Annotated in this window: 20 protein-coding genes; 1 reads left to right on the top strand and 19 read right to left on the bottom strand. The window is 51.5% G+C overall.

Going from position 1 to position 19,471, the window contains the following annotated elements; all coding sequences use genetic code 11:
* Positions 1-5: 5 nt before the first annotated feature.
* The 17 genes from tadA to ACJMNB_RS13125 form a co-directional block, all read right to left on the bottom strand.
* Positions 6-500, bottom strand: a complete 495-nt coding sequence (tadA, locus tag ACJMNB_RS13205) for a tRNA adenosine(34) deaminase TadA (RefSeq protein WP_405343247.1) — start codon at positions 498-500, stop codon at positions 6-8.
* Positions 497-1,486, bottom strand: a complete 990-nt coding sequence (nirJ2, locus tag ACJMNB_RS13200) for a putative heme d1 biosynthesis radical SAM protein NirJ2 (RefSeq protein ID WP_405343245.1) — start codon at positions 1,484-1,486, stop codon at positions 497-499. The genes tadA and nirJ2 overlap by 4 nt, the downstream gene beginning before the upstream one ends.
* Positions 1,487-1,548: 62 nt before the next feature.
* Positions 1,549-2,835 carry a glutamate-1-semialdehyde 2,1-aminomutase gene (hemL, locus tag ACJMNB_RS13195; protein ID WP_405343243.1) on the bottom strand — a complete coding sequence of 429 codons (1,287 nt, stop codon included), beginning with the start codon at positions 2,833-2,835 and terminating at the stop codon, positions 1,549-1,551.
* Between the two features lie 66 nt (positions 2,836-2,901).
* Positions 2,902-3,231 carry a hypothetical protein gene (locus tag ACJMNB_RS13190; protein ID WP_405343241.1) on the bottom strand — a complete coding sequence of 110 codons (330 nt, stop codon included), beginning with the start codon at positions 3,229-3,231 and terminating at the stop codon, positions 2,902-2,904.
* 135 nt (positions 3,232-3,366) lie between these two features.
* Positions 3,367-4,338, bottom strand: a complete 972-nt coding sequence (gene hemB / locus ACJMNB_RS13185; protein ID WP_405343239.1) for a porphobilinogen synthase — start codon at positions 4,336-4,338, stop codon at positions 3,367-3,369.
* Between the two features lie 79 nt (positions 4,339-4,417).
* Positions 4,418-5,251 (bottom strand): hypothetical protein, encoded by an 834-nt coding sequence (locus ACJMNB_RS13180; RefSeq protein ID WP_405343237.1) that lies wholly within the window; start codon positions 5,249-5,251, stop codon positions 4,418-4,420.
* Between the two features lie 107 nt (positions 5,252-5,358).
* On the bottom strand, positions 5,359-6,243 hold the full coding sequence (locus tag ACJMNB_RS13175) for an NAD(P)-dependent oxidoreductase (protein WP_405343235.1): 885 nt from the start codon (positions 6,241-6,243) through the stop codon (positions 5,359-5,361).
* The gene (gene cobA / locus ACJMNB_RS13170; RefSeq protein ID WP_405343233.1) at positions 6,243-7,805 is read right to left on the bottom strand and encodes a uroporphyrinogen-III C-methyltransferase; all 1,563 of its coding nucleotides are present in this window, start codon (positions 7,803-7,805) and stop codon (positions 6,243-6,245) included. The genes ACJMNB_RS13175 and cobA overlap by 1 nt, the downstream gene beginning before the upstream one ends.
* Before the next feature lie 6 nt (positions 7,806-7,811).
* Positions 7,812-8,930, bottom strand: a complete 1,119-nt coding sequence (locus ACJMNB_RS13165) for a hypothetical protein (RefSeq protein ID WP_405343231.1) — start codon at positions 8,928-8,930, stop codon at positions 7,812-7,814.
* 34 nt (positions 8,931-8,964) lie between these two features.
* On the bottom strand, positions 8,965-10,278 hold the full coding sequence (locus ACJMNB_RS13160) for an MFS transporter (protein WP_405343229.1): 1,314 nt from the start codon (positions 10,276-10,278) through the stop codon (positions 8,965-8,967).
* Between the two features lie 22 nt (positions 10,279-10,300).
* A complete protein-coding gene (locus ACJMNB_RS13155; protein WP_405343227.1) occupies positions 10,301-11,275 on the bottom strand; it encodes a tetratricopeptide repeat protein in 975 nt (324 codons plus the stop codon).
* Positions 11,265-11,906, bottom strand: coding sequence for a TonB family protein (locus ACJMNB_RS13150; RefSeq protein ID WP_405343225.1), 642 nt, complete (start codon positions 11,904-11,906; stop codon positions 11,265-11,267). Before ACJMNB_RS13150 ends, ACJMNB_RS13155 begins: the two co-directional genes overlap by 11 nt.
* A gap of 11 nt (positions 11,907-11,917) precedes the next feature.
* A complete protein-coding gene (locus ACJMNB_RS13145; protein WP_088657171.1) occupies positions 11,918-12,322 on the bottom strand; it encodes a biopolymer transporter ExbD in 405 nt (134 codons plus the stop codon).
* Positions 12,322-12,945 (bottom strand): MotA/TolQ/ExbB proton channel family protein, encoded by a 624-nt coding sequence (locus tag ACJMNB_RS13140; protein WP_405343223.1) that lies wholly within the window; start codon positions 12,943-12,945, stop codon positions 12,322-12,324. Before ACJMNB_RS13140 ends, ACJMNB_RS13145 begins: the two co-directional genes overlap by 1 nt.
* 38 nt (positions 12,946-12,983) lie before the next feature.
* Positions 12,984-14,495, bottom strand: a complete 1,512-nt coding sequence (locus ACJMNB_RS13135) for a MotA/TolQ/ExbB proton channel family protein (protein ID WP_405343221.1) — start codon at positions 14,493-14,495, stop codon at positions 12,984-12,986.
* Complete coding sequence (locus tag ACJMNB_RS13130) at positions 14,496-15,290, bottom strand: DUF3450 family protein (RefSeq protein ID WP_405343219.1); 795 nt, start codon at positions 15,288-15,290, stop codon at positions 14,496-14,498.
* A gap of 75 nt (positions 15,291-15,365) precedes the next feature.
* Positions 15,366-16,103 carry an ankyrin repeat domain-containing protein gene (locus ACJMNB_RS13125; RefSeq protein ID WP_405343217.1) on the bottom strand — a complete coding sequence of 246 codons (738 nt, stop codon included), beginning with the start codon at positions 16,101-16,103 and terminating at the stop codon, positions 15,366-15,368.
* A 169-nt stretch (positions 16,104-16,272) separates the two neighbouring features.
* Here ACJMNB_RS13125 and ACJMNB_RS13120 point away from each other — a divergent pair, with 169 nt between their 5' ends.
* The gene (locus ACJMNB_RS13120) at positions 16,273-17,055 is read left to right on the top strand and encodes a hypothetical protein (RefSeq protein WP_405343215.1); all 783 of its coding nucleotides are present in this window, start codon (positions 16,273-16,275) and stop codon (positions 17,053-17,055) included.
* Here ACJMNB_RS13120 and ACJMNB_RS13115 read toward each other — a convergent pair whose 3' ends face one another.
* Positions 17,056-19,257 (bottom strand): LysM peptidoglycan-binding domain-containing protein, encoded by a 2,202-nt coding sequence (locus tag ACJMNB_RS13115; RefSeq protein WP_405343213.1) that lies wholly within the window; start codon positions 19,255-19,257, stop codon positions 17,056-17,058.
* A gap of 33 nt (positions 19,258-19,290) precedes the next feature.
* Entirely contained in the window at positions 19,291-19,449 is a 159-nt protein-coding gene (locus tag ACJMNB_RS13110) for a hypothetical protein (protein ID WP_405343211.1), read from the bottom strand.
* Positions 19,450-19,471 lie beyond the last annotated feature (22 nt).

Below are 19,471 nucleotides of genomic sequence, written 5' to 3'. Positions count from 1 at the left end.
TAGTATTAACTAATTCCCTTATTTCCAGAATCACCCTTTTCAAGGCGCATTTTCTGGAAAAAAGCCTTTAAAATACCCAGACATTCGTCGGCCAGGAGACCTCCCACCACTTCGACTTCACGCTTGAGCGCGTTATTCGAAATCACGTCGATAGTGGTACCACAACCGCCAAAACGGGTATCCGGGGAACCGTAGACCACACGGGAAATACGGCTATTGAGAATGGCTCCCGCACACATGGGGCAAGGTTCCAGCGTTACATACAAAGTACAACCATCCAAGCGCCAGTTTTCGAGGCTGCTGGCAGCGGTCCCGATAGACAAAATTTCGGCATGGGCGGTGGCATCCTTGAGCATTTCAATCTGGTTATGGCCCTTACCGATAACCACCCCATCTTTCACGATGACGCAACCAATGGGGATTTCCTTTTCATCAAAAGCCTTCTCCGCTTCGCGAAGCGCCATGCGCATGAATTTTTCGTCTTCGGCGGTAAAACTCACAGGCCTCTCCCGTAAGCGCAATAAGAGTCTTCTTGCATGTAGTCGCCGTCGTGGTAATAGGCGGCACGGGCACGGCAACCGCCGCAGCGGTCATTGAACTTGCACTTGCCGCAAGCACCGGCGTAGGCCTTGGTGCGGAGCTTCTTGAAGATTTCGGCGTTCGCCCAAATTTCGTCGAAAGGCGTGTCGTGCACATCGCCCGCTTCTTCCATCATGTAGGCGCAGGGGCGCACCTTGCCGATGGGGCTGATGATGCAGTAATCGAGGCCAGCGAGGCAGCCACGACTGTAGCGGGTCTTGATATCCAACTGGTCGGCGATGCGCAAGAACTGGGGCGCGCAAGTGGGCTTCACGGGAATGCCCAACGTACGGCTCTTTTCCATAATCTTGCGGAGCAAGCCTTCGTATTCGGCGACGCGGAGAGCATGGCCTTCAATTTCCTTGCCACGACCCACAGGAATCAGGAAGAATATCTGGTGGTTGACGGCACCGATTTCCTTGACCCAGTCCATGATGTCAAAAATTTCATTCTGGTTCCAGTCCATGATAGTCGTATGAATCTGGAACGGGAGTCCTGCGGCCTTGCAGTTTTCGATACCCATCATGGTGAGTTCAAATGCATTCGGAAGGCCGCGAAATTCGTTATGGCGGTCATGGTCGATGCTATCGATGCTGATGCCCATGGCCATGGCACCGGCCTTCTTGAGTTCGAAAGCCAAATCATGGGTAATAAGGGTACCGTTGGTGCCAAACACCGGGCGCAGTCCCTTGCTAGAGGCATGAGCCACCAATTCCACGATGTCCGGGCGGGTCATGGGTTCGCCACCACTGAAAATCATGATCTTGAATCCCGCCTTCGCGATTTCGTCAATCAGCTTCAGGGCTTCGGCGGTCGTGAGTTCGGCTGACTTGTTCTCGCCCGCATCCTGATAGCAATGCTTGCAAGTCAAGTTACACTTGTTGGTGGTCATCCAAGATACAATCATTTAATCCTCTTTAAAACAGCGACCTCCCTTCGGGAGTCGTCATGTGTTTTCAAAAATAGAAATTACAGGGACTTGAAAACCTTGCGGGCGGCTTCAACGGTTCGGTCAATATCCGCTTCGGTATGGGCCGCACTCACGAAAATCGCCTCAAACTGGCTGGGTGCCAGGTAAATGCCTTCGTCCAGCATGCCGAGGAAGTAGCGACGGAACAGTTCCAAGTCGGACTTTTGCACATCGGCAAAGCATTCCACGGGACCTTCGGTAAAGAAGATACAGCCCATGGAACCCACCTGGTTGGTAGAAATCGTCTTCCCTGCCGCAGCTGCCGCGTCCTTCAGACCCGCGAGCAAGCGCGTGGTCATCGCTTCGGCGTGCTTGTAGTATTCAGGGTGAGCCTTCAGTTCGCGCATGGTGGCAAGGCCCGAGGCCATAGCCACTGGGTTACCCGACAGCGTTCCAGCCTGGTAAATTCCGCCGAGGGGAGCAATCTGCTGCATCACATCCAGGCGGCCGCCATAAGCGCCTACCGGCATACCGCCGCCGATAATCTTGCCGAAGGTGGTCAGGTCCGGCTTGATTCCGTACAAGCCCTGCGCGCAATGGATGCCTACGCGGAAACCCGTCATGACTTCATCGACAATGAGCAAAGCGCCATGCTTCTTGGTTTCTTCGGAAAGAGCCTTCAAGAATTCCGGCTTTGCGGGCACCACACCCATATTGCCGGCCACGGGTTCTACAATGACGCCCGCAATTTCGTCGCCAATCTTATCGAACAATTCATGAACGCCGGCCACGTCATTGTACGAGAGCGTCAGCGTGTATTTAGCAAGGTCCGCCGGCACGCCTTTGCTGCTCGGCTTACCGGTGGTAAGCATCCCCGAGCCCGCCTTGATCAACAAGCTATCGCTATGGCCGTGGTAGCAACCTTCAAACTTGACAATCTTGTCGCGGCCCGTGAAACCACGCGCCGCACGGATTGCACTCATGGTGGCTTCGGTACCGCTATTCACCATGCGAATCATCTCGACGCTGGGAACCAAGTCCATGACCAGCTTCGCCAACTCCGATTCCAAGCCGCAGGGAGCGCCAAAACTTAGACCATTCTTTGCGGTTTCTGCGACAGCATTAATCACGGCATCGTGAGCATGGCCCAAAAGCATAGGACCCCAGCTGCCCACGTAGTCGATGTAATCGTTACCATCCACATCGTAAATGTGGCTGCCCTTGGCTCGCTTGATAAACGGAGGGGTAGCCCCCACATTGCTATAGGCACGCACCGGGCTATTCACGCCGCCCGGCATCAGGCCCTTGGCTTCGGCAAAAAGTTTTTCGCTCAGAGAATGATTCATGGCCCAAAAATAGAAAATCCGGCCCGAAGGTCGGATTCTCTAAAATCGAATTCGTTTAAGAAACGATTATTCTGCCGGAATAGCGTCCGGATTGTTCATTGCATCGCACTGAGCCTGAGCAGTAGCCTTCAAGGTTTCAATAGTCGTATCACCCTTAGGCAGGGTAGACGTTGCTTCACCATTTTCCGGAGCCGGATCCATAGTGACAACAACGTTGTCACCATCGATTTTCCAAACAGTCTTACCGGTCACACCAGCAAAGGTCCAATCCTGAGTTACAGAGGTTTCATCGCTGGAAACAGTGCAACCGTCAGACGGCGAAGAGGAAGAGTCATCACCGCAAGCAGTGAAGAGAGCAGCAGTACCGAGAGCGGCAAGGATCATAAGCTTTTTCATTTTATTCTCCATAATGTGATTTATGTGTGTCATTATTGACACAGTGAAATATAACTCTTTTTTACGCAAAAAGCACAAAAAAATTAATTTATTATCACAAAAGTGTGTAAAAGTATTTTTTACATTACAAACAAGTTAGGAAACCAGTCCCTTTTCCAGGGCTTCCTTGGCATGGTAGGTGATAATAATATCGGCTCCAGAGCGCTTAAATGCCAACAAATTTTCGCGGATAATGGCATTTTCATCGATCCAACCCGCCATTGCGGCTGCCTTTACCATGGAATATTCGCCACTAACATTGTAGACCGCCACGGGAACATTGCTTATTTCGGCAGTATGGCATAGAACATCCAAGAAGGCAAGTCCAGGCTTCACCATTACAATATCGGCCCCTTCTTCAATGTCCAGTTCAACTTCACGCAAGGCTTCGCGGCCGTTGCGGACATCCATCTGGTAACTCTTGCGGTTGCCGAAGTGCGGTGCCGAATCAGCCGCATCACGGAAAGGACCATAATAGGCGCTTGCAAACTTGGCGCTATAGGCCATAATCGGCAGGTTCTGGTACCCGTTCTCATCCAATTTTTCACGAATGGCGGCAACGCGGCCATCCATCATATCGGAAGGAGCCACCATATCGGCACCGGCTTCCGCATGGGACAGAGCGGTCTTTGCCAACAGTTCCAGCGTCGGGTCATTATCCACATCACCGTCTTCCTTGACAATGCCGCAGTGACCGTGGCTCATGTATTCGCAAAGACACACGTCGGTTATCACGTATAAATCCGGGAATTTCGCCTTGATGGAGCGTACCGCACGCTGCACGATTCCGTCATCGTCATAAGCGGAAGACGCCATTTCATCCTTGTAACTGGGAATGCCGAAAAGCAAAACGGACTTGAGTCCCAATGCAACGCAGCTTTCCAATTCCTTCAAGATTTCGTCAATAGAAAAACGGAACTGTCCCGGCATCGAGGGAATCGGTTCTTTGACACATTCCCCTTCTACCACGAACATGGGGTAAACGAGGGTGTCGGGATTGACGGCAGTTTCTGCCACCATATTGCGAATGGTTTCATTCTTGCGTAAACGACGCGGACGGATAATCATATTTTCACCTCCATTCTTAATTATAACAAAAATCCAGCCCAAAAGCTGGATTTTCTGTAAACATTTTTAATTTAAAAAACTAGTTCTCGGAATTCATTAGGTCGCAAATCTCATTGCCCGACTGTATCAATTCATCCATGGTAATCAGGAATGGAACATCCACCGGTTCAAAATCTTCAGCTCCAAATCCTTCAGCGGTTATTCTGTACCCATCATCCATAAGAGAATAGACAGTAGTAGTGGTATAACCCGCTATGGATGTTATCACTTTCACCGAATTATCGCTAGTAACAACCCTGCAAGAGGTAGAAGAACTTTCCGATCCATAATGATCTTCATAGTCATTATCAGAATCATTGGTCTTCGAAGATTTCGTGCTGGCGTCACCCTTTTCGACAATTTCACCGGCTTCGGTCGGTGTCGGCACCGTAGAAGACTGCAACTTGAAGGTCACGGAGCTATCCCCTTCGGGAGAAATCGTCATGGAACCATTTGCAACCTCAATAGGCCATGTAACCTCTATACCATCTATATCGAAAGTAATCGTGAATGATCCGTTTGCGAAATCGTCCATGGAACCAGACCATGTACCTACAGCGGCAACTTCATTCGAAAACGTCTTGGCGTTATTCGACGACTTCACTTTCAGACTGCTTTCGGTAGCAATAAAGGAGCCATCCTTGAACAGATAAACAGCTTCCACTTCCGTCTCTGTTATTCCACCGTCACTGGTAGTCTCCACATCAGATGCATACCAAGCCACGACATCTTCGGTCTTGTAGCCTGTCGGAAAGAATGCCTTAACCGATTCTTGAGAGAATAGCACTCCCGTTGGAGAGCCGGAAGAATCGTCGCCACAACCAATCATTAAAGCCATAGAGATTGCCATGGCTAGGATTATTAACTTCTTCATATTACGATCCTTGTTAATTTTTGTACAAAATAGCTTTTTTAAACAAATTCATATTCCTGTTTGGAATAAAATCTGTTTATCAGTAATCTATTTTAGGAGAAAACGGCTTATTTGTTGAAACTTTGCTCAATCTGTTCAAGGCCTTCGGCCCATTCGGTCTGGATTTTCTGCTTAAGCTTTTTGGCGAGCGAGGGGGCGCGGCCCTGCGTGGAGACCGTTACGGCAATATTTTCACCGAAATCCATGCGGGCGGGCACAATGAAATCGCCATCCAAGTAATCGCAGGCATTGTTCACCAGAATGCGGCGGGCTCGGGCATCGTTTGAAACCTGGGCATTAACGGCCGGCTTATCGGTGCATATGAAGACCATAAAGACACCGCGCAAATCGTCGGTGGCGTATGGCCGAGGAAGCAAGATGACCGACGGCGAAGCAAACTTCTGGAATTCCGGATCGAACTGCGGAGCCACAACGGTAATGCGAGCACCCGTAGGCAATAGAGTTTTCACCTTGCGTAGGGCAATTCGGCCACCGCCCACCACCAGCACGTTACGGCCATCGAGATTGAGTTCGATGGAGAACAGGGAATGATTTTGCGAGGTAGCCGATTTCGTTACGCTGGCATTGGCATTTTCACTTTGGTTCTGAGCCGAGCGAAGGCCAGAAACAACCATGTTCGAAAAAGCCTTCCAGTCGCCAAGACAAGGCAACAAGGTAATCGGAATCTGCGGGAATTCGGCCTGGAGTTTCGCCACCACGCGGGGGACATCGTTCTTGGCATGCTGACCATTCAACAGCAAGAACGGCAAGAGGGTTACCGATTCCACATCTTCGCGGAGCAAAGTGCGCAGGTCATTTTCCAAATCCAAGAGGCTGGTGCTTGCCACGCGAGTTCCCGGCAAGTCGTGATGCAACTTATCCAAGATTTCTTCGAAGCCTTTGTAGGCTCCGGGCAAAATGCAATGGTGCGCAATGATGAGGATAGCTTTCATTATGCGCGCTCCCATGCCGAGTAATATTCCACAATTTTCTTCGCCAGCGAATCCATGGTGGTTTCATCGGAAGTGACGGTTTCAAAGCCGTGATTCTTGGCTGCAGATTCTGTCATGCGGCCAATGCAGAACGACAGATGCGGAACAGAGGCTACCTTGACATAATTCTCGACGGCGCTGGTACTGGCAAAGACTACCGCATCGGCTCCTTCAACTGCTTCGCGTTTCCAATCGGGCAATTCCGCCACCGGGAGCGTCTCGTAAACAACCCAACGCACCGCCTTCGGCAGGAGTTTCAAGAGGGTATCGTCTGCGAGATTCCCCTGCAGCAGCAAGATGCGGGATTCTTCCAGTTCGCCGACAGCGCATTTTTCAGCAAGAAGCTTTCCGAGGCCTTCACCGGTGTGGTCTTCGGGCACATAGTCGCAGCGGATGCCGTATTCCAGCAACTTCTTTTCGGTAATCTTGCCGACGCTCGCAATCTTTTTGCCAGCGAGTTCACGAATGTCGCGGCCAGAGGCCAGCAACTGCTTGAAGAAACTTTCGACGCCATTGGTGCTGGTGAAAGCGAGAAGATTGAAGTTTTTCAAATCGTTGAAATCTACTGAAGTGGATTGCTTCGCACCATCGGTGCTCGCAATGACGTCTCGAGTTTCAATCATCGGAGTCTCGATGACTTCGGCACCGAGGGCTGTGAGGCGGGCGGTAATTCCGCTGGCCTGCTTGGCAGCGCGAGTCACCACCAGGCGCTTGCCCGACAGCGGCAAATTCTTTTTCCAAGCGAGAGTCTTGCCGAGTTCCACAACGCCGCCCATAATCGTAATCGCGGGCGCCGTCACGTTTTCGCGGACAATGGTCTCCCCTGCCGTTTCAAGCGTCGCCATAACGGTACGCTGGTACGGCGTGGTTCCTTTTTCGATAAAAGCCAAAGGAGTCTTCGGATCCTTGCCGCATTCCATGAGGCGCTTGGCAATAAAATCCATGTTGGCAATGCCCATCAAGAAAATGAGGGTACCGGGACAATGCGCGAGGGCAGAAAAATCTAAACCAACAGGTTCCTGCTGGGAATGTATGGATTCCGTCGCCTGCGGCTCCAGAATGACATTTCGTTCGTGGCCAGTGATAATATGGAAGCTGGTAGCGATTCCACGATGGCTCACGGGAATGCCCGCGTAAGCAGGCACCGAGATTGCCGAGGTAATGCCCGGAACCACTTCGAATTCCACGCCGGCATCTACAAGTTCCAAAGCTTCTTCGCCGCCGCGACCGAACACGAACGGGTCGCCACCCTTCAAGCGTGCAATAACGCCCGCCGGATTTTCTTTGGCAAACTGCACTAAGAGCTTGTTGATTTCGGATTGTTTCACCTTATGGTGCGTCGGCATTTTGCCTACGTCCACCATCTTTGCCTTCGGATTGCACATCCCGAGAATGGCCGGCGAAACCAGGCGGTCATACACCACCACGTCGGCGCATTCCAGAATTTCTTTACCGCGAAGGGTCAAGAGTCCAGGGTCGCCGGGACCTGCGCCAATCAAATACACCTTAGCCGAAACCGCCATCAAAATCTAGTCCTTGTCGTCAAATGCCTGGGCATCTTCCGGTTCTTCCACAATCCAGTCGCGAATGTGGTCGGCAAGAGCCTTCTGGCCGTCCTTTTCGATGGCGTCAGCAAATTCAGTCAATTCTTCGGCATCGAGGGTCGTCAAATCCTTCTCGTAGCGATCTACGTAGCCCGAAAGCTGTTCGTAACGCTTCATGCCGGCGAGCAACTGCATAAATTCCAAGTTGGCGGTATTGCCGTTACGGAACTGTTCATGTTCCTTGAGGGCACGGTCTGCTTCGGCTTCTGGCAAGAATGCCACCAAACGCCCGAGGTTAATGACCTTCGGGAAGGTTTCATACAGGGTGCGTGCAATCTTGAGGCAATCGGACTTGCGGCCTTCCTTGTCGGCAATGGCTGCCTGCAAATCCAAGTAAGCCTCTTCGTCTTCGGAACCGGGGTTGCGTACATCGCCGAGCCACTGCTTGGCCAGTTCGATGTTGCCTGCCATAAACTGGGCGTTGGCAATGTCAATGAGCGTTGCGTTGCTCTTGTCCGGGTCCTTGAGGAGAGCAGCCTTCGCAAAGTTTGCGGCATCCTTGATGGAATCTGCCATATCGCAAATGGCATCCAGAATATCTTCGCGGTTGCCCTGGTCCACTTCGGTGACCTTGTTGATCAATTCTTCAAGCAAGGCCTGAGCACGTTCCTTGGGCAGGAATTCTTCGATGCTCAAGAACACCACGGAACGGCCCTCGCCGCCCACATGACGCATGGCCAAATCGTGTACCAAGTCAGCCACGTAATTCTTGTCGTCGTACTGCGTTGCAAGTTCTACAAAGAAGGTGCCAGCATCATAGAACAGGTTGTCCCAATATTCCTTTTCTTCGTCGGTATCGGCCTTGAAGGAAATAAAGTCGGCACGCAAGGTCCAAGCCAAAAGTTCCAGCTGGTCCTTCGGGTTCTTGAAGTTTTCAATATCGTCAATGCCGTTTGCAATGGCCTCGTACAAGTCTTCGGGGCGATTTAAAAGTCTGCTCTGTCCACTCACAATCTGCGTGAGGGTATCGCGGAGCTTGTCTTCTTTACTGCGCATGGCCTGTGCCATGGCCGGAGATTTCCAAATCTTTTTCTTCTTTGCCATGGCGGTAAATTTAGAAAAAAGACGTCGGCCGTATTTAATGCCGGTCCAGCTTCCGTTTGATTCGCGCTTGTTTCAGCTTGTTTTTACGGCGTTCGCGACGGCGCTCCTTACGGAGCTTGCGGCGAAGTTCCGCCATCGCCTCTACCTGATGCAAAACATCCCTGATTCGTTCGGCGGCAAAAGCATTCTTCCACTTTTTGCGGGTTACATAATCAAGCAAAAATACGCAAAGCAGCAGGCAGCCCACAAACAAGGCCAAGGCCACCGGCCACACAATCACGGAGAGCTTACTTGCCACAATTCCAAAAGTCGGCGGCATCAAGACAGAGCCCACATAAGAGCCCGCCATTTGAATGCTGATGGCGCGCCCTGAAAGTTCTTCGCCAAAGCGTGCAGGCGTTGCATGAATCAAGGACGGATACACCGGCGCACAACCAAGCCCCAGCAGGCAAATACAAACCGGCGTAAACCAAAGCGGGAGCGGCAACACCAGCACAAAGCAACCCAACACCACAATGAAAATGCCCGCATGCACCAAGCGCATGTCCGTAAACTTGATGGCGAAAAATCCACTCAGAATGCGGCCCACCATCACGCTCGCAAACATCAGCGAAACCGCCAGCGCCCCAATTTCAGGCTCGAAGCCGCGGGCCACCAAGTAAGTACCGCACCAGAGGCTGGTGGAAATTTCAAGGGAAGAATAAAAGAAGAACACCCAGAATGAAAGTTTCATTCCCGGCACCCGCAAGGCGTCCCTCAGCGAAATCTCTTTGGGTGCAGCCACCTGATTCGATATTCCCTGGCGTTCCATCTTTTTCCAGACCGGAAATGTCACCAGCGTCATGACCGCAATAATCAACAGCAGCAAGGCCACCATATCGTAAGCGCCACGCCACCCCACACCCGTAAACACAGAAAGCGAAAACAGCGCCGGGCCCAGGCATGCGCCCACACCCCAACTGGCATGCAGCCAGCTGGTATGTTTAGATTCCAAATGAATGGCCGCAAAATTATTCAGCGACACATCGATGGCGCCCGCCCCGATTCCCATGGGAATGGCAAACAGGCACATCATCCAAAACGCGGTAGAAAAGCCGTAACCGAAAGAAGCCACAGCCGTAAGGGCAATGCTCACGAACACCAGCTTACCCGTTCCCATGAGGCGAAGCAGCGTAGGCGTCCAGAGACTCGAAATGATGGTACCGATGCTTACGATAATCGACAAGAATCCCGCCGCCGAAAGGGGCGCATTCAAGTCCAGCTGCATCAAGGGCCAAGCCGCCCCCAGCACAGTATCTGGGAGGCCTAAGCCGATAAAAGCCGCATATATGACAACAAGTAAAAGCAAGCGCTACACCACTGAGAACATTCTATTTTTTCTCGCGAATGCGCTTGTACAGGCTTTCCGCTTTTTCGGTATCGCCTGCATTGGAGAACACATGGCCCACGTTCTCGGCACCGATGCGCCCTTGGGAATTCCCAGCTACCCACGCCTTCATGTAGCAGTCAAAAGCTTCATCGTAGCGTTTCTGGGTAAAGTAAATTTGTCCTAAATCCAGGTTCAAGTCCGCCTTGCCCTTATTGTGGCGCAAGCCTTCTTCCAGAGTGAAAATTGCCATCCACGGCGAATTATTCTGCACATACATCTGGGCCAGATAACGACGGGCAGAAACGTTTTCCGGATCCATCAAGATGCCGTTTTCCATTTCGTTCAAGGACTGCCTCGTAGAATCCATGCTGCGGTAATAGTAAGCCATGGTAAAATGCACATCGGCGCCGGCAGTAGCCGTCATCTGGAGCGCATTCTGGAGCGTCTTGATGGCATACTCGTAATCGCCCAGCTTTTCGTAGACTTCAGCAAGGCCGTACCACGCATCCATACGGTCTGGGTTCAGTTGCAGGGCTCGTTCAAAATTCTTCTGAGCAAGGGTCCAGTCGCGCCCCTTCAAATAGCATTCCGCCAGCGCAAAATGCACGTGGTCCGATTCCACGCCCAGTTCAATGGCGCGATTGTAAGCAGCAATGGCCTCGCCCACATCGCCACCCAAGTAGTAAAGGTCGCCTAGGAGCATCCAGGCTTTTTCAAAGGTGGGCAAAAGTTCCACCGTACGCTTGTAAGCCACCATGGCCACCTGCTTACGATCCAGCTGCACCATGGCATTGCCCAAGTTGAACCAGGCAAAAGGTTCGTAACGGCCTTCATCAATCGCCGCACGGTACAGCGGCACGGCCTCTTTAAACTTTCCCTGGTCGTAAAGCTCGTTGGCCTTGAAGAAATAATCTTCAGCAGCCTGCGAAACAACGGCCAAAAGCAACAATAAGACAAAAGAGATTCTAGTTAACAAAACGGAACTCCTTTGTGGCCTTTTGTGCCACGGGGAAACCGCCCAACTGAGCCGGGCTAAACTTCCACTGCCTTACAGCTTTTAGAGCTTCGTTATCAAATCCATAGCCTGGCGGATCCTGCGTCAACACTTGCGCCTGGGCCACATCGCCATACACGTCAATCACGATCAAGACTTTCACATAACCCGAAACACCCATGCGTTTCGCCTTTTCGGGGAACTTGGGCTGGATTTCGCGCAACACCTGCGCCTGTTCATCCACTTCGCCCGCTTCGTACACCACGTTTTCCATGGAGCCGGTGCCTACGGCCACGCCATCGCCAGCGGCACCGCGGGCAAGGGACAAATCCATCTGGAAATTCTGGCTACGGGACACGCCCATATTGGAAGAAATCTTGAAGGGGTTCGGGTTCACAATGGTACGAATCACCTTCTGCTTGACTTCGGGCTTCTTTTCGCTCACCAAGACTTCCACTTCGGTAACCGCCTCCAATTCCTTCTGTCCTTTAACGCCCTTATCAGACATCAAAGCATTGATGACAGGAATCGCAAGGAAAAATACCGCGCTCAACACAAAGGAAAGCACCAGTGCAATCGGGTAACGGAGATATTTTCCAACAAAATCAAGCATATTCGCGAGGGCTATTCTTCTTTATTTGCAGAAATGGAGACTTTGCGGACTTTGGCGAGGTTGCATTCGTCAAGAATGTCCACCACCACGCCGTTAGGGGCATCGCGGTCGCTCACGATAATCACCGGGCGATCCGGGGCTTCGGCCATCATCTGGCGAAGTACCGTATTCAATGTCGAAAGATTCACCTGGGTTTCGTTAATGTGAATCGTGCCCTGGCGCGTCACGCCAATCAAAATGCTTTCCTTGGCCAAGTCCTTTGCAGAACTGGCCTTGGGCTTTGTAACATCTACACCGGTTTCGCGGGTGAAAGTCGATGTCACAATAAAGAAGATAAGCAGGATAAAGACGCAGTCGAGCATCGGCGACACGTCTATCTTTCCTGTATCATGGACTCGTTTACGAATAAAACTCATTATTTGACCTCAAACTTTCCTTCTTTAAAAACATAGCTTTCGAACTTCAGCGCTTCGCTCCAAGCCAGTTCTTCAATTTTTTCGACGCGACCCGCCAAGAAGTTATAGGCAAGCATCAGCGGGAAGGACATCAAGAGCCCCGCCTGGGTCGTAAGCAAGGCTTCGGAAATGCCGTCGGCAAAAAGCACCGGATTGCCAAAGCCAAAAAGCTTGATGTTTTCAAATGTATGGACCATGCCCGAAACCGTGCCCAAGAGCCCAAGCATCGGAGAAAGGGCTGCGCAAGTCGAAATCGTCTTCAGCGACCGGGACAGATTCAACGAGATGCGGTGACGGGTTTCTTCCATGGCGTTGCGAACGGCGACAGGCCCCTGATCGCGATAAGCACGGACATCACGGGCTAGCGCATAGAAGTATCCGAAACGATGGCGCGAAAGTTTTTCAAAGGCAAAGTCTTCGCCCTTCTTTTCGAGATTCTTCCAGAATCCGCCATCGACACCGTTTACGGTACCGCCCCTCAGCATAAAGTAGTAGGCGTAGCGTTCGATCATCAAAAACCAACCGAACCACCCCAACACAAAAATCGGGGCAAGCACCCAGCCACCTCTAAAGAGGATAGCCATTGCGGCTTCGAGTACGGAATTTTGATCTACCGGCGGCACTACTTTTCCTTAATCCAAAGGGCGTTCAATACGGCAAGGCCAGCCTTTTCCATACGACCGCGCAGGGCTTCGGAACGGTTGACCAGGAACGTGTGAATCAGCTGCAAGGGAATGGCCACAATCAAGCCCGATTCCGTCGTGACAAGGGCAATGGAAATACCGCCAGCCAAAAGCTTCGGGTCAGAAGTACCGTGCATGGTAATCACATCGAAAAGTTCGATCATACCCATCACCGTACCCAAAAGGCCCAGCAAAGGAGCAACGGCAGCAAATACGGAAATCCAGTTCAGGCCAAAGTCCAGCTTGGGAACTTCGGCAGAGAAGAGTTCTTCGAGAGCGCGTTCTGCACTTTCGCGGTCATTGTAATTCTTGGTAAGCACCGTCTTCAGCACCTTCCCGACTTCACCGTGAGTTTTCACAGCCAACTTGCGGGCGCCTTCGATATCGCCAGCCTTCAGGGCCTTGATGACACGACGGGCCGAAAGACGGCCAAAGCCCTTAATCGAAAGCCATATAAAGCGCCACAAGGCAATCAAGAGACCAAGCGCAAAGAGCACCGTCAGCGGATACATCAGCAAGCCGCCGTTCTTGAAGAATTCCCTCAGGTCGTCCTTCCAGGTGGTTTCCTGGTGGTTCGCCATTTCAGAAGAAAGTTCCGTACTCAAGAGCACATCCACAGGGACCATCACGCAGGCGGAATCTATCGCTTCAGCAAAGGCCTTGCTGATTTCAGACTTCGTATCGGGAGTCAGGTTCTCTTGCCAGCTGTACACACGCTTCTTTTCACCAGCCACCGGGAGCATCAAGGCAGCCGGATGATACCCGTTGATATCGACTGCATTTGCCATCTGCATGGCAAAGAGGCCACCCAGGCGCATGCGATCACCCTGAGCGACAGACTTTCCGAACACAAGTTCAGCCTTCTCTACACCGCTTTCGCGGGTAAATTCCATTTCTGCACGAGCCGCATGCAAAATGGACTGGGCAATGCGCACGGGATCGTCCCTGTAAAGGCCCATTTCTTTCTTGACCTTGTTCAGGCCTTCGATACGTTCAGAAATCTTGAACGGGATACCCTGTTCCTGGAATTTCGAAAGCGTTTCAAGACGTTCGGGGCCAGCGGCCAGCGACAAGTATTCGGCACGGGCCTTTTCAGCCTGAAGTTTCACCTGGGCCAAGTCTTCGCGGGCAACGCGCACGTCTTCGAAAAGGCGGGCTCGTTCCGACATCAGGGCGTCCACCTTTTCCTTGCTTTCGTTATACTTTTCGTTAAAGAGTTCGCGTTCCTGGTTGGCTGTTTCGCGGTCCTTCCAGCGGGCGGCTACAGCCATGTCGCGCTTTTTGCGAGCTTCTTCAAGATCGGCCTTGGCGCTATTCAATGCAGCACGCTGCTTGACAGCATCCACATCGGCATTCTGCTGAGCAAACGAAGCCGGGGCAAAAGTAGCAAGAGCAACAATCAAGAGGAATGCACCCATTTTACATTCCACATTCCACATTCCACATCTCATTTACTTGCCCTCCTTCGGAATCGTCACAGGAATGGTGACAAGTCTCGGGGCAGTCTTGCCTTCGGCCACCTTCATCACGTCCTTGAGCACGGTACGCATGGTCAAGTTGTCAGACACGTTTTTCCAGGCATAACCGCCATCGGCAGTCCGTGCAAGCCACAGAACGTCGTTACCATCGTTGCTTACGAAAACGGAGGCGACTGCACCATAGCGCAAATAAGTTCCGGGAACGCTGCGGGCATCCACCTGCAAAAAGCCCTTGTAGACTTCGGTGGTGTAACCCAGACGAATGCGGTCATAGAAAACTTCCAGTACACGGTTCAAGCCGTCATCGGCTTCAATCAAGCCCTTATGGAGCTGGCTTGCAATTTCTTGAACGCTCTTGATGGTTTCTTCGTTGCGGTACGGGAAATCCGATTCAAATACGGGAACCAGGGAATCGATGACCAAGGCCAGGGATTCACCATACTTTGCCTTACGGTTTTCAAAGTACTTGATGGTGCCCAAGGACTTCTGGCGAACACTGGCCAGATTCTGGAGTTCCGCCTTCAGGGAATCGATTTCCGCCTTCAAGGTCTTGTTCTGAGTCGCAAGGGCCTGCACCTTCTTGCGGCCCACTTCCACAAATTCTGCATGGCGCTTTTTCTCGGCATCATGGAGCGACTTTTCACGGGCAGTTTCAGCCTCCACCGCCTTAATCTGGCGACGAACACTTTCCACCGTTTCCTGCGCCTGCGAAACAACGCCCGCAAGGCTCAAGCAAAGGAATATCTTGGTCAGTAAATGAAATTTCATATGCGAAAAATACAAAGAACCGCGGCCATCAAACCACGGTTTCTTTTGAAAAATGCGTATTTTCCGCCAAAAAGATTACTTCTTGGAATCCTTGAAGTACTGCGGAGTATTCTTGGCACCGGCCTTCTTCAAAGCCTTGATCAAACGGGTATAGCCTTCGTTGGTTGCCCAGTCCAGCACAGAGTAGCCCTGACCGCACTTGGCGTTCACATCGACACCCTTGTTGATGAGGAACATCATGGCGTCATAGTTACCGTTCTTTACGGTCCAGTGAATCGGGAGGTAACCGTCAGCGCTACGGGAATCCAGCGGTGCGCCAGCTTCGGCGAGCACTTCGAGCATGTCGACCTTGCCGGTCTTGGCGGCGAGGAGAACTGCGGTACCGAGAGTCTGGGGTTCAGCACCTTCGGCCTTGAGCTGGGTCAGGAGGCGGTTCACCACTTCCTTGTTGCCCATCATCACGGCGTTGTCCAGCACGGCTTCGCCGTTGCCGTTCTTCACATCGGCCTTGGCACCGTGATCGAACAAGTAGTTAAGCACAACCATGTTGCCCTTGTTGGCAGCGATAGCCACGGCGTTGTTGCCGTTGTCAGCCGGAGCGTCAATTTCGAAAGAAGCCTGCAAGAAGAGAGTCATCTTGGCAGTATCGCCATTCACGGCGTAAGAAACAAACTGGTTCGGGGTAAAGGCAATCTGCTGTTTGGTCAGGTACTTGCGCACGGACTGCGGATCGTTCGGGTCCATCTTATCGTTACAACCGGTAACGGAAACCATCAATGCGGCGGCGCAAAGGGCCAACAACTGCTTTTTCATAAAATTCTGCTCCAAATGAGGTTTTTCTTAATTTTGGTCTAAAAAATAATCAATTTTTGGGCAATAAACACAAAAAAACTCTATTTAGAACTTTTTTTTACCAAAATATCACCCGCGCCTCCACAGCCCCATTTTCCGCCTCCGGACAATCCTTTATATATTTTACACCATGAGAAAGAGAATTTTTACAATTATTTTGCTTTTTAGCACCCTCACATTCGCCGACAGAATTGTCATTGACACCTCCATGGCGACCTCCACCGAAAGCGACTACAAGAATTTCGAAGACCGGGGATCTTTCGGACCTTACGTTGAATTCAGCAACATCAAAATGAAGAACGTGGAGTATTCCTACAAAGTCAGCGGCATCAAAGAAGACATCAACATCGACAACACCTACATTTACGGCGCCTCGGGAAGCCTACCCCTTACAGAATGGTTCGACATCTACCTGATGGCAGGCTACCAATACCTGGGAATAAGCCACAAGCCCCGCAACAGGGATAAAGCCTACAAGCTATTGGCCGAGGAATTGGAATTCGCAGACGATTTTTTCGAAGCCAAGTTTGATTCCAGCGACATCGAAGGCCGCCACGAAATCCACACCGCCCTTTTCCAGCTGGGTTTCGACCTAGCCCTCCCCCTGGTAATGAACTACAGGCACCAATTCATGATCAAGCTTTACGCCTTCGGTGGCGCGGTATTCGGCAAGACATTCTTTGGTGACGACACCCAATTCACCTCCCCCGCCACTTACGGTTACGCCTACGGCGCAGGCGTCCGTATGGCCTGGCACGGATTCTTCCTCTCTTCGGGCTTCAGGAACAGCCACGAATACTTCCACACTTATTTCGAACGGAAAACAGGAACCGACCGCGAAGACGACGAATTCATGCTTGATTTCGACACGTATTTCCAGCCCTACGTAAGCCTCGGAATTACGCTGTTCTAATTACTGCTTGATTTTCAGCTTTTCACCGACCTTGATCTTGGTGTCCGTCAGGTCGTTCCACTTTACGATTTCTTCGATGGTCACCTTATATTGGCGAGCGATGTCCCAGAGACCCTCGCCTTTTTTGACGGTGTGAACCTTGACTCCAGAATCCTGAGGAGTACCGGCCACTTTCAGCTTCTGACCAACGTTCAAGTTGGTAGAGTTCCCCATGTTGTTCAGTTCCTGGATTTTTGCCACAGTGGTTCCAAACTTGCGGGCAATACTGGTCAAGTTATCCCCGGACTGAACCGTATAAACAGAGGTCTTTTCGTTAGAAGATTTCGGCTTGGAAGCTGTCTTCGATTCGGACTTGGCTGGTTTCTTGTCGGCCTTCTTGCGCACATATTCGGGAATCTCCAAGGAATCACCCACCGAAAGACGGCGGCTAAAGCCCTGGTTTGCCTGCATGAGCATCACCACCGGCACATCGAAAGTCTTGGCAATGGCAGCAAAGGTATCCCCTTCACGAACAACATACTTTTCGCCCTTGGCCATTTTCGGACGGTTATTTTCAACCTGGGGCTTCGGTTCGGGTTTAGAAACTACCAAGGTATCCCCTTCTTTAATGAAGGAAGCGGCATCCAGGGAATTCCAGGAGCGGACGGAATCCTGGGAAATACCGAACTTGCGGGCCACGGAGGCAATATTGTCGGAAAGCTGTACAATGTAGGTGCGGACCTTTTCAGGCTTTTTGCCGCGATTGGCCTTGGGCTTGGGAGTCACCTTGATGGGTATCAACAGGGACTGTCCCGCACGAATGCGGGTATTCTTCATGTCGTTGGCCTGCTGAAGTTCGGACACCTTGATGCCGTACTGGCGAGCGATCATTCCCAAGTTTTCGCCCTTGCGGACCTTGTGGTGATGCCAGCTGGAAAAATTGTTCTTTTCCATCTTGTCATAGCCGTCCACAAAGGCGGCACGGGTACCCACCGGCAAGCGCAACAGGTAGGATTCCTTGTTCGGCGGCGTACACCATTTGACCAGTTCCATGTTCAAGGTGCGCAAGGTATCTTCGGTGACCTTCAAGAGCTTTGCCACTTCTTCCAGCGGGAAGGAATCATACACCGTCACCGTGTCAAAGTCCGGCTGGTAAGTTTTTTCCACCGTCATCTCGTACTGTTCGGGATAATGGCCAATCACCATGGCCGCCAAGATACGGGGCACATAGCGCATGGTTTCCTTGGGAAGTTCCAGGTCCCAATAGGTAACGGCAAGAGTCGTATCGCGGGTAGAATCCTGTTGCATTTCGCGGACGAGCCTGCGCACACGACCTTCGCCGCAGTTGTACGCAGCCATGGCCAACAGCCAGTCCCCAAATTCATCGTGTAGGCGGTTCAAGTACTTGAGGGCCGCCATGGTCGCCTTTTCCGGATTGCGACGCATATCCACCCAATAATCCACTTCCAGGCCATAGCGTTTGCCCGTTTCGGGAATAAACTGCCACATGCCCGAAGCCTTGGCGCGGCTATAGGCCTTGACCTTGAAACCCGATTCCACCAGAGCCAGGTAAATCAGGTCACGAGGCATTTTTGCCCCATCAAGCTGGGCATAAATCAAGGAATCGTAGGCCGTTTTCCGGTTCAAGGAGCCTTCCATGAAGGAGCGGGCCGTCGTCGTCATGTAGTAGATTTCCTGCTGCACGCGGTCATTAAAACTCACGGGAAGCGTAAACTGGGCCACATCCAGGGTATCCAGGAAGCTTTCAATCACCTGGAGGGCAGCACTGTCGGCCTCGTTTTCGTCCAAAGCGTCGATACCTTCGATGGACACCTCGTTTCGCGTATAGTTGTCGGCACTCTGGCCCATTTCCGCCACATTGGGGTACACTTCATCTAAAGCACGCACAATACGCAGGGGCATCTTGACCCGGTAAGCGGAATCTTCGGCGGCAGAGACATTCTTGTAGGTCGAATCGAATTTTTCGGACACCAGTTGTCTTAAGGATTCGTCCAGATAATGCCTTGCCAGGAGCCATTCCTGGTTATCCATGGCCTGCAAAGCATACTGGTAATAGGTCCAAGAGGGGCGAATGGCCAGGGAATCCGAAATTTTTTCCTTGAGGGCCCTTTCCGAAAAAGATTCCGTATCGGGAGGATTAGCAGTCTCCACTTTAGGAGTCATATCGGGCTTACTTGCGCAACCCGCCATTACCAAAAGCAATAAAGAGAATATACCCGAAACGAAATAATTCATCTAATTTCCAGTTACTTTTTCTACACCGAACCAGATGACACCAGCCAAGACAAAGGCCGCCACCATTTGCAAGACAATAATGATACGATTAATTCGGTAAGCCTTTTGAGACTTACGGTGCCAAGAAGGCAGTTCCTGTTTTTCTTCAATATCCTTCATTACGCCCCCAAATATAACAAAT

This window comes from Fibrobacter sp., assembly GCF_045131395.1.
Taxonomy (GTDB): Bacteria; Fibrobacterota; Fibrobacteria; order Fibrobacterales; family Fibrobacteraceae; genus Fibrobacter.
This window is presented reverse-complemented; position numbering and strand designations above follow the sequence as displayed.

Excerpts from the sequence above, each read along its gene's own strand:
- nirJ2 (WP_405343245.1), bottom strand. The coding sequence starts at position 1,486 with ATGATTGTATCTTGGATGACCACCAACAAGTGTAACTTGACTTGCAAG.
- hemL (WP_405343243.1), bottom strand. The coding sequence starts at position 2,835 with ATGAATCATTCTCTGAGCGAAAAACTTTTTGCCGAAGCCAAGGGCCTG.
- ACJMNB_RS13190 (WP_405343241.1), bottom strand. The coding sequence starts at position 3,231 with ATGAAAAAGCTTATGATCCTTGCCGCTCTCGGTACTGCTGCTCTCTTC.
- hemB (WP_405343239.1), bottom strand. The coding sequence starts at position 4,338 with ATGATTATCCGTCCGCGTCGTTTACGCAAGAATGAAACCATTCGCAAT.
- ACJMNB_RS13180 (WP_405343237.1), bottom strand. The coding sequence starts at position 5,251 with ATGAAGAAGTTAATAATCCTAGCCATGGCAATCTCTATGGCTTTAATG.
- ACJMNB_RS13175 (WP_405343235.1), bottom strand. The coding sequence starts at position 6,243 with ATGAAAGCTATCCTCATCATTGCGCACCATTGCATTTTGCCCGGAGCC.
- cobA (WP_405343233.1), bottom strand. The coding sequence starts at position 7,805 with ATGGCGGTTTCGGCTAAGGTGTATTTGATTGGCGCAGGTCCCGGCGAC.
- ACJMNB_RS13165 (WP_405343231.1), bottom strand. The coding sequence starts at position 8,930 with ATGGCAAAGAAGAAAAAGATTTGGAAATCTCCGGCCATGGCACAGGCC.
- ACJMNB_RS13150 (WP_405343225.1), bottom strand. The coding sequence starts at position 11,906 with ATGCTTGATTTTGTTGGAAAATATCTCCGTTACCCGATTGCACTGGTG.
- ACJMNB_RS13145 (WP_088657171.1), bottom strand. The coding sequence starts at position 12,322 with ATGAGTTTTATTCGTAAACGAGTCCATGATACAGGAAAGATAGACGTG.
- ACJMNB_RS13140 (WP_405343223.1), bottom strand. The coding sequence starts at position 12,945 with ATGGCTATCCTCTTTAGAGGTGGCTGGGTGCTTGCCCCGATTTTTGTG.
- ACJMNB_RS13135 (WP_405343221.1), bottom strand. The coding sequence starts at position 14,495 with ATGAGATGTGGAATGTGGAATGTGGAATGTAAAATGGGTGCATTCCTC.
- ACJMNB_RS13130 (WP_405343219.1), bottom strand. The coding sequence starts at position 15,290 with ATGAAATTTCATTTACTGACCAAGATATTCCTTTGCTTGAGCCTTGCG.
- ACJMNB_RS13125 (WP_405343217.1), bottom strand. The coding sequence starts at position 16,103 with ATGAAAAAGCAGTTGTTGGCCCTTTGCGCCGCCGCATTGATGGTTTCC.
- ACJMNB_RS13120 (WP_405343215.1), top strand. The coding sequence starts at position 16,273 with ATGAGAAAGAGAATTTTTACAATTATTTTGCTTTTTAGCACCCTCACA.
- ACJMNB_RS13110 (WP_405343211.1), bottom strand. The coding sequence starts at position 19,449 with ATGAAGGATATTGAAGAAAAACAGGAACTGCCTTCTTGGCACCGTAAG.